Raw genomic sequence first — 12,915 nt, forward strand, 5'->3', positions numbered from 1 at the left:
GAACCTACGGCGCGCTGCGCCACTGTTGAAGAAGCCCACCATGTCGAACGCCGCCGGCTCCGCCACTCCCTACGGCACCCTGCCGCCCACCTCCCCGCCCTCGCTGCGCAAGCCGCTCAGCCTGCCGCGCCTGGCGGACCTGCATGCGCGCGGCGAGAAGATCACCATGCTGACCGCCTACGACGCCACCTTCGCCGCCATGGCCGATGCGGCGGGCGTCGAATGCCTCCTGGTCGGCGACTCCGTGGGCATGGTCTGCCAGGGCCTTCACAGCACCGTGGGCGTGACGTTGGACACGATGCGCTACCACACCGAGAGCGTCTTTCGGGGGCTGCACCGCGTGCAGGGCACGGCCTGGCTGGTCGCCGACCTGCCCTTCGCCAGCTACCAGGAATCGCGCGAGCAGGCGCTCGCCAGCGCCGCGGTACTGATGCAGGCCGGCGCCCACATGGTCAAGCTCGAAGGCGGGGGCTGGACCACCGAGACCGTGCGCTTCCTGGTCGAGCGCGGCATCCCGGTGTGCGCGCACCTCGGCCTCACGCCGCAGACGGTGCATGCGCTGGGCGGCTACCGCGTGCAGGGCAAGGGCGAGCAAGCGGCGGCCCTGCTGAAACAGCAGGCCCATGCGCTGCAGGATGCGGGCGCGGCGATGCTGGTGCTGGAGATGGTGCCGGCCGCCCTGGCCGCCGAGCTCACAGGCGAGCTGAAGCACTGCGCCACCATCGGCATCGGCGCCGGCCGCGGCACCGCCGGCCAGGTGCTGGTGTTGCACGACATGCTGGGCATCAACCTCGGCAAGATGCCGAAGTTCGTGCGCAACTTCATGGCCGATGCGCCCGGCATCGCAGAGGCTCTTGCAGCTTATGTGCGTGCGGTGAAGGACGGCAGCTTCCCCGACGACCAACTCCACGCCTGGTAGGCAGATCACGACCATGCACATCGCCCGCACCCTCCCCGAACTGCGCGAACACCTGAGCCACTTCCAGCGCCCGGCCTTCGTTCCCACCATGGGCAACCTGCACGAGGGCCACCTGGCCCTGGTGCGCCAGGCCAAGCCGCTGGGCGACGTCACGGTGGCCAGCATCTTCGTCAACCGGCTGCAGTTCCTGCCGCACGAGGACTTCGACACCTATCCGCGCACCTGGGACAGCGACTGCGAGAAGCTGCGCTCGGCCGGTTGCGACCTTCTGTTCGCGCCCGACGAAAAGGCGCTCTACCCCGAGCCGCAGACCTGCAAGGTGCATCCGGACCCGGTGCTGGCCGACATCCTCGAAGGCCATTTCCGGCCCGGCTTCTTCGTCGGCGTCTGCACCGTGGTGATGAAGCTCTTCAGCTGCGTGCAGCCGCGCGTCGCGGTGTTCGGCAAGAAGGACTACCAGCAGCTGATGGTCATCCGCCACATGGTGCGGCAGTTCGCGCTGCCGATCGAGATCGTGGGCAGCGAGACCCGGCGCGCCGAAGACGGCCTCGCGCTGTCCTCGCGCAACGGCTACCTGAGCGAGACCGAGCGCGCGGAAGCGGTGCAGCTGTCGAAGGCGTTGCAAGCCATGGACAGCGCGCTGCGTTCGGGCGAGCGCGACTTGGCTGCGATCGAAGCGCGCGCGATGCAGTCATTGAAAGAGCGCGGCTGGCAGCCCGACTACCTGGTACTGCGCCGCCGCGCCGACCTGCAGGCGCCGGCGCCCGGCGAGCCGCTGGTTGCGCTGGCCGCGGCGCGCCTGGGTGCCACGCGGCTGATCGACAACCTGGAAATCGACCTCTGAGTCTTCATGAGTTACAGCGTCAAGGAAATCTTCTACACCCTGCAAGGCGAAGGCGCCCAGGCCGGCATGCCGGCCGTGTTCTGCCGCTTTGCCGGCTGCAACCTGTGGAGCGGCCGCGAGAGCGACCGCGAGAGCGCCATCTGCCGCTTCTGCGACACCGATTTCGTCGGCACCGACGGCACGCTGGGCGGCAAGTTCGCCAACGCCGAGCTGCTTGCCGACACCATCGCCGCGCAATGGCCGGCCGGCGACGCCAAGCACCGGATGGTCGTGCTCACCGGCGGCGAACCGCTGCTGCAAGTGGATGCGGCGCTCATCGCCGCGCTGCATGCGTGCCGCTTCCGGATCGCGGTGGAAAGCAACGGCACTGTCCTTGCGCCCGAAGGCATCGACTGGCTTTGCATCAGCCCGAAGGCCGGCGCGCCCTGGGTCCAGCGCACGGGGCAGGAGCTCAAGGTGGTGTGGCCGCAGCCCGGCCTCGACCTGGACGCGCTGCAGGCCGACAGCCACTTCGCGCACCGCTTCCTGCAGCCGATGGACGGTCCGGCACAGACCGAGAACACGGCCCTGTGCATCGACACCTGCATGCACCGCCCCGGCTGGCGGCTCAGCCTGCAGACCCACAAACTGACCGGGATCCGCTGAAATTTAGCTCTCCCCCAGGCTCCCCCACTTCGTGTGGTCCGCCAACCCTCTCTCCGGGGGCAACACCAGCGGCCCGGCAAAGCCGGTTCCGCGGTGTTCCCCGACTGACGCCAATGTCCACCCAACTCACCATCAGCCAGCGCTTCTTTTTCGACGCTGCCCACACCCTGCGGCGCGAGATCGACGCCGAAGGCAGCCGCCGCATCCACGGCCACACCTACCACGCGGAGGTCGCCGTACGCGGCCCGCTCAATGTCGAAACCGGCATGGTCATCGACCTCGGCGTGTTGCGCGGACATCTGAATGCCGTACGCGAGCGACTCGACCATCACCTGCTCGACGATGTGCCGGGCCTGGGCATCCCCACGCTGGAAAATCTTTGCCTGTTCATCGCCAAGGCCCTGGCCGGCATGCGGCCGCTGCCCTCGCGGGTGCGCGTCTGGCGCGATGCGCTGGGCGACGAGTGCGTGCTGGAGCTCGGCGCCTGACGCCGGAGGCTCGGCTCAGGCCGCGCCGATGCCGGCGACCAAGCTGCCGGCCGGCTGGCCGTTTTTCAGCCCCGCCGTGAAAGCCAGCATGCGATCGATCGGCACGCGTGCGCGAAGGCCCAGCGCCGGGTCGACATGGATCTCGCCGGCGCCCGTTTCGAGCACGCGCGCCAGGTCGGCCAGGCCGTTCATGGCCATCCAGGGGCAGTGCGCGCAGCTCTTGCAGGTGGCGCCGTTGCCGGCCGTGGGCGCCTCGATGAAGATCTTGCCGGGATTGAGCGTGCGCAGCTTGTGCAGCATGCCGCTGTCGGTGGCGACGATGAACTCGGCAGCATCCATGCGCTGCGCCGCATTCAGGATGCCGGAGGTCGAGCCCACCGCATCGGCCAGCGCAATCACGTCGGCCGGCGCTTCCGGGTGCACCAGTACCTTGGCCCGCGGATGGGCCTCTTTCAGCAGTTCCAGCTCGAGCGCCTTGAATTCGTCGTGCACGATGCAGGCGCCTTCCCAGCTCACCATGTCGGCGCCGGTTTCGCGCCGGATGTAGTCGCCCAGGTGCCGGTCGGGCGCCCAGAGGATCTTGCGGCCCTGCGCCGCCAGCGCACGCACCACGTCGAGCGCGCAGCTTGAAGTCACCAGCCAGTCGGCGCGCGCCTTCACGGCCGCGCTGGTGTTGGCGTAGACGACCACCGTGCGGTCCGGATGCCGGTCGCAGAAGGCGCTGAAGGCATCGGCCGGGCAGCCGAGATCGAGCGAACAGGTGGCGTCGAGATCGGGCATCAGCACACGCTTTTCGGGCGACAGGATCTTGGCGGTCTCGCCCATGAAGCGCACGCCCGAAACCACCAGCGTCCTTGCCGCATGGTCGCGGCCGAAGCGTGCCATCTCGAGCGAATCGCTCACCAGGCCGCCGGTTTCCTCGGCCAGGTCCTGCAGGTCGGGATGCACGTAGTAGTGCGACACCATCACCGCATCGCGCTCGCGCAGCAGGCGGCGGATACGCTGCTTCAGCGCTGCGCGTTCGGTTGGCGACGGCTCGGGCGGGACGCGCGCCCAGGCATGGCGCGTGTCGCAGGCGGCACCGGCTTCGGCCGGCTGCTCGTAGTCGACGCTGATGACGGAAGTCGCCACGGCTCAGCCCTCCTGGAAGCGCATCGAAAAATCGATGGCCTTGATGTCCTTGGTCAGCGCGCCCACCGAGACGCGATCGACGCCGGTCTCGGCCAGGGCACGCACGCTCTCGAGTGTGACGCCGCCGGAGATCTCCAACACCGCGCGGGTCTTTCCGGCCGCCTCGTTGCGGCGCACGGCTTCGCGCAAGGTCGGCAGGTCCATGTTGTCCAGCAGCACCATCCGCGCGCCCTGGGCCAGCGCCTCGTCGAGCTGGTCCAGCGTCTCGACTTCGATTTCGACGAACTTTGCCTGGCCGGCCACGCGCGCGGCGGCTTGCAGCGCGGCGCTGACGCCACCCGCGGCGGCGATGTGGTTCTCCTTGATCAGGATGGCGTCGTACAAGCCGATGCGGTGGTTGGTACCGCCGCCGACGCGCACCGCGTATTTCTGCGCCAGACGCAGGCCCGGCAGGGTCTTGCGGGTGTCGACGATGGCGGCGCGCGTGCCGCGGACCGCTTCGACGTAGGCGGCGGTGCGCGTCGCGACGGCGCTCAGCAGCTGCAGGAAGTTGAGCGCGGTGCGTTCGGCAGTGAGCAGGGCCCGCGCATCGCCCGAAATTTCGAGCACGGTCTGCTCGGCCGCGCACTGTGTGCCTTCTGCACCATGCCACACGATGCGGGCCTGCGGATCGAGCTGCCGCACGACCGCCTCCACCCACGGTGCGCCGCACAGCACGGCGGGCTCGCGCAGCAGCACTCGCGCCGTGGCGCGCCCGCCGGCGGGCACCAGGCCGGCCGTGAGGTCGCCGTCGCCGGCGTCCTCGCGCAACGCCCGCGCGGCATCGGTCTGCGCGAGCTCGGCCACGCGGGCCGGGGAAAAATCGAAAAAGTTGTCGTCCATTGTTCTGTTTGCTTAGCGGGGTCACATGGGTTTCATCCGGATTCCACGCCCGGCTCGCGCCCCATCAGTTCAGCGACCGCCTCCGCAGGCCGCACGCGGCCGTCAAGCAGCGCCACCACGCTGTCGGCGATCGGCATTTCGACGCCCAGATGGCGCGCGCGCTGCACCACGGTGCGCGCGCAGTAGACGCCCTCGGCCACGTGGCCCAGCGAATCCACCGCCTGGGCCAGCGTCCGGCCCTGGGCCAGCAGCAGGCCGACCTTGCGGTTGCGCGAGAGATCGCCGGTGGCCGTGAGCACGAGGTCGCCGAGGCCGGAGAGCCCCATGAAGGTATCGGCCCGGGCGCCGAGGGCGACGCCGAGGCGCGTCATTTCGGCCAGGCCGCGCGTGATCAGCGCGGCGCGCGCATTGAGGCCGAGCGCCAGGCCGTCGGCCAGGCCGGTCGCGATCGCCAGCACGTTCTTGACGGCGCCGCCGACCTCGACGCCCACGATGTCGTCGTTGGCATAAACGCGCAGGGTCGGGCCGTGGAAGGCCGCGACCAGCGCATCGCGCAGCTGCGTATGGAGACTGGCGGCAACCAGCGCCGTGGGCCGGCCTTGCGCGACTTCCTGCGCAAAGCTCGGGCCGCTCAGCACGCCGGCCATCAGATCGGGCGCGACGACGGCCTGGATCTCGTGGCCCAGCAGCCCCACGGCGCCCGGGTCCGCGCGCGCCGGCTCGACGCCTTTGCAAAGCCAGGCCACCGGGTAGGCGGCGTCGCGCAAAAGAACGAGCTGTTCGCGCAAGGCCGCCATCGGCGTCGCGACGATCGCGAGATCGGCGCCCTCGAGCGCGGCGAGCGCATCGCCGGCGCGAATGGTGAGTGAGGGCGGCAGCGCAATGCCGGGCAGATAGCGCTGGTTCTCGCGCGCCGCCGACATGGCCTCGGCCTGGGCTGCATCGCGCGCCCACAGGGTGACCGGATGGCGGCCGGCCGCATTGACCGCCAGCGCCGTGCCCCAGGCACCGGCGCCGAGCACGCAGATCTTCATCGGCGGCGGCGCAGTTGCGTTGCGCTTACTGCGTGACGATCGGCGAGGGCTGGCCCGCCGCCTGGGCCTGCTGCTGTTCGAACATGGCCTGGAAGTTGATTTCGGCCAGGTGAACCGGCGGGAAACCGCCGCGCTGGATCACGTCGGCCACGTTGCCGCGCAGGTAGGGGTAGACGATCTGCGGGCAGGCGATGCCCAGGATCGGGCCCATCTGGTCTTCGGGCAGGTTGCGGATCTCGAAGATGCCGGCCTGCTTGGCCTCGACCAGGAACACGGTCTTGTCCTGGATCTTGGTCTGCACGGTGGCCGAGACGGTGATCTCGAAGATGCCGTCGGTCACGGGCTGGGCATCGACGCCGAGTTGGATGTCGACGGTCGGCTGCTCCTGCTCCAGCAGGATGGCAGGCGAATTGGGCTGCTCGAGCGACAGGTCTTTCAGATAGACGCGCTGGATCTGGAAGACGGGATCTTGGGCTTGCTGGTCGGCCATGGCTGAACTTTCGAGGGTCAAAACAACGCCCGCCGGGGAGAAGGTCCCGAGAGCGGGCTGGAGGATGGGTCTGCGAGGATGCGAAAGGGGCGATTATCGCCCCGCGGCTTCAGGCGCCCTGCAGCAGCGGGATGAGGCCGCCGCGGCCGTCGAGCGCGATCAGGTCATCGCAGCCGCCGACGTGGGTGTCGCCGATGAAGATCTGCGGCACGGTGCGCCGCTGGGTGGTGTTCATCATCGCGACGCGGGCCTGGGGGTCGCTGTCGACGCGGATCTCCTCGATCTGATCGACGCCCTTGGCCTTGAGGATTTGCTTGGCTCGAATGCAATAGGGGCAAACGGCGGTGGTGTACATCTTGACGGCTTGCATCATGCGTATATCCGGGAAGTTCAGGCTTTTTCAATCGGCAGGTTAGCCTCTTTCCAGGATTTGAGTCCGCCGGCCACCGCTTGCGCTTGCTCGTAGCCGAGTTTCTTGGCCGTGGCCACCGCGCGCTGGGCCCGCGCACCGGTGGCGCAGATCAGAAGCAGCGGCACCGATTTGTTCTTGACCGCGGCAGCGAGTTTTTCGTCGAGCTGGTTGAGCGGCACGTTCTTCGCGCCGGTCACATGACCGGCTGCATACTCCTCGGGTTCGCGCACGTCGACCACCACCGCGCGTTCGCGGTTGATGAGCTGCACCGCGCCCTGCGCCGTGAGCGATCCGGCGTTGGCCCCGCGCAGCAGCGGCCAGGCCAGCATGCCGCCCGAGCTGAGCGCGATCAGGATCAGCATCCAGTTGTCGACGATGAATTTCACGGTGTTCCTTGAGTAGCAAACCCCGGATTTTAGAATGTCGACTTTTCGCTTGCGTTCCAAAGGCCTTCCCCCATGCACAAACTGGTACTGATCCGCCACGGCGAATCGACCTGGAATCTCGAAAACCGCTTCACCGGCTGGACCGACGTCGACCTGACGGCCACCGGCATCGAGCAGGCCAAGCAGTCCGGGCGGCTCCTGAAGGCCGAGGGTTACGACTTCGACGTCGCCTACACCAGCGTGCTCAAGCGCGCCACCCGCACGCTCTGGCATACGCTGGACGAACTCGACCGCACCTGGCTGCCGGTGGTGCACTCCTGGCGCCTCAACGAGCGCCACTACGGCGCGCTGCAGGGCCTCAACAAGGCCGAAACCGCCAAGAAGTACGGCGACGAGCAGGTGCTGGTCTGGCGCCGCAGCTACAGCACCCCGCCGCCGCCGCTGGAGCCGAACGATCCGCGCTGCGAACGCGCCGACGTGCGCTACGCCAAGCTGCCGCCGGAGCAGGTACCGCTGACCGAATGCCTCAAGGACACCGTGGCGCGCGTGCTGCCCTTCTGGAACGAATCGATGGCGCCGGCGATCCGCGCCGGGCGCCGGCTGGTGGTGTCGGCGCACGGGAATTCGATCCGGGCGCTGGTGAAATACCTCGACGGCATCTCCGACGACGACATCGTGGGCCTCAATATCCCGAACGGCATTCCGCTGGTCTACGAGCTGGACGACGAGCTCAAGCCGCTGCGGCACTACTACCTCGGCGACGCCGCGGCGGCCGAAAAAGCCGTGGCCGCGGTGGCTGCGCAAGGCAAGGCATGACGAAAACCGCTCCAGCTTCGACGGGTACGCGGAACCCCGGCAGACAACTTGCTTCCAAGCTGTGTATATTGGATTGACAGGCGACAAGGACGTTTACACATGGGCCAGAAATTGAAAATCACCGGCTGGGTTGCAGCCGGCGCCGTGGCCGGCGCGCTGACCACCGTCTCGTTGCAAACCGTTGCACGAGGCTCCCTGGCCCCTCTCCCTCTCGAAGAACTGCAGCAGCTCGCTGCGGTGTTCGGCATGGTGAAGAGCGACTATGTCGAGCCGGTCGACGAGAAAAAGCTCATCTCGGATGCGATTTCGGGCATGGTCGCCGGGCTCGATCCGCATTCGCAGTATTTCGACAAGAAGTCCTTCAAGGAATTTCGCGAGGGCACCACCGGCCGCTTCGTCGGCGTGGGCATCGAGATTTCGCAGGAGGACAACCTGATCAAGGTGGTGTCGCCGATCGAGGGCTCCCCCGCCTTCCGCGCCGGCCTCAAGCCGAACGACCTGATCACTAAGATCGACGACACCGCGGTGCGCGGCCTCTCGCTCAACGAGGCCGTCAAGCGCATGCGCGGCGAGGCCAACACCAAGGTGCTGCTCACGATCTTCCGCAAGGACGAGAACCGCACCTTCCCGGTGACCATCACGCGCGAGGAGATTCGCACGCAGTCGGTGCGCGGCAAGGTGATGGAGCCGGGCTACGGCTGGATCCGCCTGTCGCAGTTCCAGGAACGCACGGTCGACGACTTCGTCAAGAAGGTCGACGAGATCTACAAGCAGGAACCCAACCTGAAGGGCCTGGTGCTCGACCTGCGCAACGATCCGGGCGGCCTGCTCGATGCGGCGGTGGCCATCTCGGCCGCCTTCCTGCCCGAGAACGTCACCGTCGTCTCCACCGACGGCCAGCTGTCCGAGAGCAAGTCGGTCTACAAGGCCGCGCCCGAGTTCTACCAGCGGCGCGCGGGCAGCGATCCGCTGCGCACCCTCCCTGCGGCGCTCAAGACGGTGCCGCTGGTGGTGCTCGTGAACGAAGGCTCGGCTTCCGCCAGCGAAATCGTGGCCGGCGCCCTGCAGGACCACAAGCGTGCCGTCGTGATGGGCAGCCAGACCTTCGGCAAGGGTTCGGTGCAGACGGTGCGCCCGCTCGGCCCCGACACCGGCCTCAAGATCACGACGGCGCGCTACTACACGCCGAGCGGCACCTCGATCCAGGCCAAGGGCATCGTGCCGAACGTGCTGGTCGACGAAAGCGCCGAGGGCAGCCCCTTCGCCGCGCTGCGCATGCGCGAGGCCGACCTCGAAAAGCACCTGGCGAGCGGCCAGGGCCCGGAGAGCAAGGACCCCGAGCGCGAAAAAGCCCGCGACGAGGCCCGTAAGCGGCTCGAGGAAGAAGCCAAGAAGCCGCCGCAGGACCGCAAGGTGCCCGAGTTCGGCACCGACAAGGACTTCCCGCTCATGCAGGCCTTCAACCGGCTCAAGGGTCAGCCCGTGCTGGTGAGCAAGACGCAGGTGATCGTCGAGAACAAGGAAGAAAAGAAGGAAAACTGATCCCGGGCGGCTCCCCGCGGGAGCCACCGCCCCCCGGCGATCGACCGCGCAGCGCATGGAAGACCAAGACCTGCTGCGCTATTCGCGCCACATCCTGCTCGAAGAGTTCGGCATCGACGGCCAGGCGCGCGTCAGTGCGGGCCATGCGCTGGTGATCGGTGCCGGCGGGCTCGGCTCTCCGGTGCTGCTCTATCTCGCCGCGGCCGGCGTCGGCCGCATCACGCTGGTCGACGACGACGAGGTCGATCTCACCAACCTTCAGCGCCAGATCGCCCACGGCACGGAGCGGGTGGGCATGGCCAAGGTCGAATCGGCCGCCGAGGCGATGCGCGGCATCAATCCGGACATCCGCATCGAGACGCACCGCCTGCGCGCCGACGATGCGCTGCTCGCGCGGCTGGTCGCCGAGGCCGACGTGGTGATCGATTGCAGCGACAACTTCAGCACCCGGCATGCGGTGAACCGGGCCTGCGTCGCCCATGCCAGGCCGCTGGTGGCCGGCGCGGCGATCCGCTTCGACGGCCAGCTGAGCGTGTACGACGCGCGAGATCCGGCCTCGCCCTGCTATGCCTGCCTGTTTCCGCCCGATGCCCACTTCGAGGAAACGCGCTGCGCCGTGCTCGGCGTGTTCGCGCCGGTGGTCGGCACCATTGGCACCTTGCAGGCCGGCGAGGCACTGAAGCTGCTGGCCGGCATCGGCCCCTCGCTGGCCGGCAGCCTGCTGATGTTCGACGGGCGCCGGACGGCTTTCGACACCCTGCGCGTCGCCCGCGATCCGGGCTGCAGCGTGTGCGGGCACCGGCCGGGTGCCGGCTGAAGAAAAGCTACTGCTTCTTTGCCTTGGCAGCGCCAGCGGCTGCCTCCCGGGATACCGGCCGCTTCGCCTGGGCCAGCACCTCCTGGCAATCGGCATCGACGCCGGGGCCGGTTTCGACGGTCGCGGCGAGCGCGAGCAAGGGGTTGATCGCGCCCAGCGCCAGCGCAGCGATGCCGCGCGTCGCCAACGGGCCGGCCTGGACGCCCGCCGACGGCGATGCAAAGGTGCCGCCGACAACCAGCGGACCGCGCAGCGAGAGGATGCTCTTGTCCTTGGGTTGCGGCCGGATCACGAAATCCAGCGTCTCGTTCGCGAGGCTGGCATGGCCACTCACGTTGAAGACCGTGTCTTCGGTGTCGAACACCAGGCTGCGGCCGTTCATCGTGCCCTTGTCGACATCGAAGGCGAGCGCCGCGCAGCGCAACACGACGTTCCGGTCGCCGCGCAGCAAGAACTTGATGATCTCGCCGCCGTCCAGGCCCATGAATTCCAGCAGCAGGTTGCTGAACTCCCCGCGGCCCGTGAGAGCGGCCACATCCCCGGAGGCGCTGCCCAGCCAGCCCGCGACCGAGTTTCCGCGCCCGGACAGGTTGATCCGCCCATCGAGTTTTCCGAAGCTGGTGCGCAGGGTCTCGACCTTGGGAATCAGGCGGTTGAGCTGCATGGCGCGCACGTCCAGCGCCGCTCGGATGTCGGCCGGATTCTGGGTGGCATCGATGCGGATCGCGCCGGCCAGCCTGCCGTTGGCGACGCCCACATCAAGCGGGTCGAGCGTCAGCACGCCATCCTTCAGCTTCACCTGCACGCTGCCCTTGTCGAGCGGCAGCTCGCGCACGTTCCGGATGCGCTCGGCCACGTACTTCACCTCGGCATTCATGGCGCGCAGGCGCTCGAAGTCCAGCGTGGCGGTGGGCAGCACCTTGCGCCCGGGATCGCGCCGCGCGCGCTTGACTTGGGCAACGCTGGGCGGCGGCGCCACACCTTCGACTGCATTGGCCGAACGGGCCGTCGGCGGCAAGCCGATCAGCGGGCCGAGGTCGTCCATGTCCATCACGCGCGAGCGGAGGCTGCCCGCGAGATAAGGCGGCTTCTGCGACTGGTCGAACCGCATGTCGCCGCCGATGTCGGAGAGGCCCAGCTTGCCCTTGAGGCCTTGCACCTCCCACAGCTTCGCGCGCTTTTTCAGCTCGCCGCTGAGGGCGTAAGGGGAAGTCTGGGGCAGCGCGATGCCCAGCAACCGGTACAGATCGCCGAGGTTCTGGCCCTTGAGTTCGAAGCGGGCGTCAACGCCATCCAGGCTGGCGAGTTCGGTCACCGTGCCTTGCGCCTTCAGCCGGGTGTGACCCGCGGCCGCACTGATCTCGAGCGGGAACGGCGGCTGGCCCGCCGCGTTGAGCTGCAGCACGTTGCCGGTACGGCCCTCCGCCGTGAGCGGCTGGCGCTGGTAGCGGCCCTTGATGCGGTAGCTGAGCGGCATGTCGCCGCGGCTGGTGTCGAAGCTGAAATCGGCGTGCAGGTCCACGCCCCAATGCTCCGCAAGGAAGTCGAGCCCGCCGCCGTCGATCTGCAGGAGGCCGATCGTCGGCACTGTCGCTTCGTCCGAAGTGTCCTTGCCCAGCGCCCAGGTGCGCCGCCCGTCCTCTTCCATCTGAAGGCCCAGCGACGGCGAAACCAGGGCCAGGCGCGGAATCACGACCTTGCGCGCCAGGAGCGGCCACAGCCGGAGGTCCAGTTCGGCGCTCTGCGCACGCACGAGATAGGGGTCGCGGGCCCAGGAAGGATTCGCGAATTCGATGCCGTCGAGCTTGACGGTGGCGCCGCGCCAGCCGAGGTCGACATCCAGCCGCCGCGTGATCTCGAACTTGCGGCCGGTCTTGTCGCTGACGTAGCGGTTGATCGGCTCCCGCAGCGCGTCCCAGGGAAAGAAAGCCAGCACCAGCAGGAGGGCCACGAACAGCCCCAGCAGCACCGCGCCGAGCTTGATCCAGATCGAGCGGCGCGGCGTGTGGGCGGTGGTCGGGGTCACGGTGCCGGCATCTTCTTGTCCGGCGTCGAGGTGATGGATGCAGGGGATGCAGGGGATGCGAGGAAGCAGATGGCGGTGATGCCGACCGCGGCCGCGTTTTTCGCCGCTTCGGCGAGCTTCAGCTCGGCGTTCGCGGACTCGCCGATCACCACGACTGCGGCGGCCGCCAAGGTCAAGAGGCCGACGGCCACGTAGTTCCACACGATGTTCATCTCGGCGCCTTCCGTTGGAGAAAGGATGCGAAGGCATGGAGCGATCCGCATCGGGATCGAGGGTAAGGGGGCGCATCCGGCGCCAGGGTCGGCGCTCGACCGCAGCCGCTGTGGGGCAAAGCCTACGGCCGCAAATCGTTCACTGTCGTAAGAACAAACCTACAGCCGCAGGGCGTCGAACGCTGCATGATGCGGGGCTGTTGATTTGTAGCATTTTGCGAAACGGCTTTCGCGGGGACCCACGGTCCACGGAGCTCGATCGCCAGAGAGA

Annotated in this window: 15 protein-coding genes; 7 read left to right on the forward strand and 8 right to left on the reverse strand. The window is 68.2% G+C overall.

Annotated features, from left to right (window positions below):
• The first annotated feature begins 40 nt into the window (after nt 1-40).
• The 4 genes from panB (at nt 41) to ACSQ86_RS22350 (ending at nt 2,896) form a co-directional block, all read left to right on the forward strand.
• Nucleotides 41-919 carry a 3-methyl-2-oxobutanoate hydroxymethyltransferase gene (panB, locus tag ACSQ86_RS22335; RefSeq protein ID WP_436309604.1) on the forward strand — a complete coding sequence of 293 codons (879 nt, stop codon included), beginning with the start codon at nt 41-43 and terminating at the stop codon, nt 917-919.
• Between the two features lie 13 nt (nt 920-932).
• A complete protein-coding gene (panC, locus tag ACSQ86_RS22340) occupies nt 933-1,763 on the forward strand; it encodes a pantoate--beta-alanine ligase (protein WP_436309605.1) in 831 nt (276 codons plus the stop codon).
• Nucleotides 1,764-1,769: 6 nt separating this feature from the next.
• Nucleotides 1,770-2,408 carry a 7-carboxy-7-deazaguanine synthase gene (gene queE / locus ACSQ86_RS22345; protein WP_436309606.1) on the forward strand — a complete coding sequence of 213 codons (639 nt, stop codon included), beginning with the start codon at nt 1,770-1,772 and terminating at the stop codon, nt 2,406-2,408.
• Between the two features lie 113 nt (nt 2,409-2,521).
• Nucleotides 2,522-2,896 carry a 6-carboxytetrahydropterin synthase gene (locus ACSQ86_RS22350; protein ID WP_436309607.1) on the forward strand — a complete coding sequence of 125 codons (375 nt, stop codon included), beginning with the start codon at nt 2,522-2,524 and terminating at the stop codon, nt 2,894-2,896.
• A 15-nt stretch (nt 2,897-2,911) separates the two neighbouring features.
• Here ACSQ86_RS22350 and nadA read toward each other — a convergent pair whose 3' ends face one another.
• From nadA to ACSQ86_RS22380, 6 genes are all read right to left on the reverse strand, one after another.
• Nucleotides 2,912-4,027, reverse strand: coding sequence for a quinolinate synthase NadA (gene nadA, locus ACSQ86_RS22355; RefSeq protein ID WP_436305116.1), 1,116 nt, complete (start codon nt 4,025-4,027; stop codon nt 2,912-2,914).
• 3 nt (nt 4,028-4,030) lie between these two features.
• Nucleotides 4,031-4,909 (reverse strand): carboxylating nicotinate-nucleotide diphosphorylase, encoded by an 879-nt coding sequence (nadC, locus tag ACSQ86_RS22360; protein WP_436309608.1) that lies wholly within the window; start codon nt 4,907-4,909, stop codon nt 4,031-4,033.
• Between the two features lie 32 nt (nt 4,910-4,941).
• The gene (locus ACSQ86_RS22365; protein ID WP_436309609.1) at nt 4,942-5,943 is read right to left on the reverse strand and encodes an NAD(P)H-dependent glycerol-3-phosphate dehydrogenase; all 1,002 of its coding nucleotides are present in this window, start codon (nt 5,941-5,943) and stop codon (nt 4,942-4,944) included.
• Nucleotides 5,944-5,968: 25 nt separating this feature from the next.
• The gene (gene secB / locus ACSQ86_RS22370; RefSeq protein ID WP_093105876.1) at nt 5,969-6,433 is read right to left on the reverse strand and encodes a protein-export chaperone SecB; all 465 of its coding nucleotides are present in this window, start codon (nt 6,431-6,433) and stop codon (nt 5,969-5,971) included.
• 109 nt (nt 6,434-6,542) lie between these two features.
• Nucleotides 6,543-6,803, reverse strand: coding sequence for a glutaredoxin 3 (grxC, locus tag ACSQ86_RS22375; protein ID WP_093105873.1), 261 nt, complete (start codon nt 6,801-6,803; stop codon nt 6,543-6,545).
• 20 nt (nt 6,804-6,823) lie between these two features.
• On the reverse strand, nt 6,824-7,231 hold the full coding sequence (locus tag ACSQ86_RS22380; protein WP_436293401.1) for a rhodanese-like domain-containing protein: 408 nt from the start codon (nt 7,229-7,231) through the stop codon (nt 6,824-6,826).
• Between the two features lie 72 nt (nt 7,232-7,303).
• Between ACSQ86_RS22380 and gpmA the strand changes: the two genes are divergently transcribed.
• From gpmA to ACSQ86_RS22395, 3 genes are all read left to right on the forward strand, one after another.
• Nucleotides 7,304-8,047 carry a 2,3-diphosphoglycerate-dependent phosphoglycerate mutase gene (gpmA, locus tag ACSQ86_RS22385; protein WP_093105867.1) on the forward strand — a complete coding sequence of 248 codons (744 nt, stop codon included), beginning with the start codon at nt 7,304-7,306 and terminating at the stop codon, nt 8,045-8,047.
• Nucleotides 8,048-8,146: 99 nt separating this feature from the next.
• On the forward strand, nt 8,147-9,589 hold the full coding sequence (locus tag ACSQ86_RS22390; protein WP_436305119.1) for a S41 family peptidase: 1,443 nt from the start codon (nt 8,147-8,149) through the stop codon (nt 9,587-9,589).
• 55 nt (nt 9,590-9,644) lie between these two features.
• Complete coding sequence (locus tag ACSQ86_RS22395; RefSeq protein ID WP_436296432.1) at nt 9,645-10,406, forward strand: HesA/MoeB/ThiF family protein; 762 nt, start codon at nt 9,645-9,647, stop codon at nt 10,404-10,406.
• 7 nt (nt 10,407-10,413) lie between these two features.
• Here the strand turns inward: ACSQ86_RS22395 and ACSQ86_RS22400 are convergent, their stop codons facing one another.
• Together ACSQ86_RS22400 and ACSQ86_RS22405 are read right to left on the reverse strand one after the other, a co-directional pair.
• Nucleotides 10,414-12,432 (reverse strand): AsmA family protein, encoded by a 2,019-nt coding sequence (locus ACSQ86_RS22400; protein ID WP_436309610.1) that lies wholly within the window; start codon nt 12,430-12,432, stop codon nt 10,414-10,416.
• A complete protein-coding gene (locus ACSQ86_RS22405; RefSeq protein ID WP_436309611.1) occupies nt 12,429-12,644 on the reverse strand; it encodes a hypothetical protein in 216 nt (71 codons plus the stop codon). The genes ACSQ86_RS22400 and ACSQ86_RS22405 overlap by 4 nt, the downstream gene beginning before the upstream one ends.
• Between the last annotated feature and the right edge of the window lie 271 nt (nt 12,645-12,915).

Source organism: Variovorax sp. LjRoot130 (assembly GCF_964253755.1).
GTDB lineage: Bacteria > Pseudomonadota > Gammaproteobacteria > Burkholderiales > Burkholderiaceae_C > Variovorax.

Excerpts from the sequence above, each read along its gene's own strand:
- secB (WP_093105876.1), bottom strand. The coding sequence starts at position 6,433 with ATGGCCGACCAGCAAGCCCAAGATCCCGTCTTCCAGATCCAGCGCGTC.
- panB (WP_436309604.1), top strand. The coding sequence starts at position 41 with ATGTCGAACGCCGCCGGCTCCGCCACTCCCTACGGCACCCTGCCGCCC.
- ACSQ86_RS22405 (WP_436309611.1), bottom strand. The coding sequence starts at position 12,644 with ATGAACATCGTGTGGAACTACGTGGCCGTCGGCCTCTTGACCTTGGCG.
- ACSQ86_RS22350 (WP_436309607.1), top strand. The coding sequence starts at position 2,522 with ATGTCCACCCAACTCACCATCAGCCAGCGCTTCTTTTTCGACGCTGCC.
- queE (WP_436309606.1), top strand. The coding sequence starts at position 1,770 with ATGAGTTACAGCGTCAAGGAAATCTTCTACACCCTGCAAGGCGAAGGC.
- ACSQ86_RS22390 (WP_436305119.1), top strand. The coding sequence starts at position 8,147 with ATGGGCCAGAAATTGAAAATCACCGGCTGGGTTGCAGCCGGCGCCGTG.
- grxC (WP_093105873.1), bottom strand. The coding sequence starts at position 6,803 with ATGCAAGCCGTCAAGATGTACACCACCGCCGTTTGCCCCTATTGCATT.
- nadC (WP_436309608.1), bottom strand. The coding sequence starts at position 4,909 with ATGGACGACAACTTTTTCGATTTTTCCCCGGCCCGCGTGGCCGAGCTC.
- ACSQ86_RS22365 (WP_436309609.1), bottom strand. The coding sequence starts at position 5,943 with ATGAAGATCTGCGTGCTCGGCGCCGGTGCCTGGGGCACGGCGCTGGCG.
- gpmA (WP_093105867.1), top strand. The coding sequence starts at position 7,304 with ATGCACAAACTGGTACTGATCCGCCACGGCGAATCGACCTGGAATCTC.
- panC (WP_436309605.1), top strand. The coding sequence starts at position 933 with ATGCACATCGCCCGCACCCTCCCCGAACTGCGCGAACACCTGAGCCAC.
- ACSQ86_RS22395 (WP_436296432.1), top strand. The coding sequence starts at position 9,645 with ATGGAAGACCAAGACCTGCTGCGCTATTCGCGCCACATCCTGCTCGAA.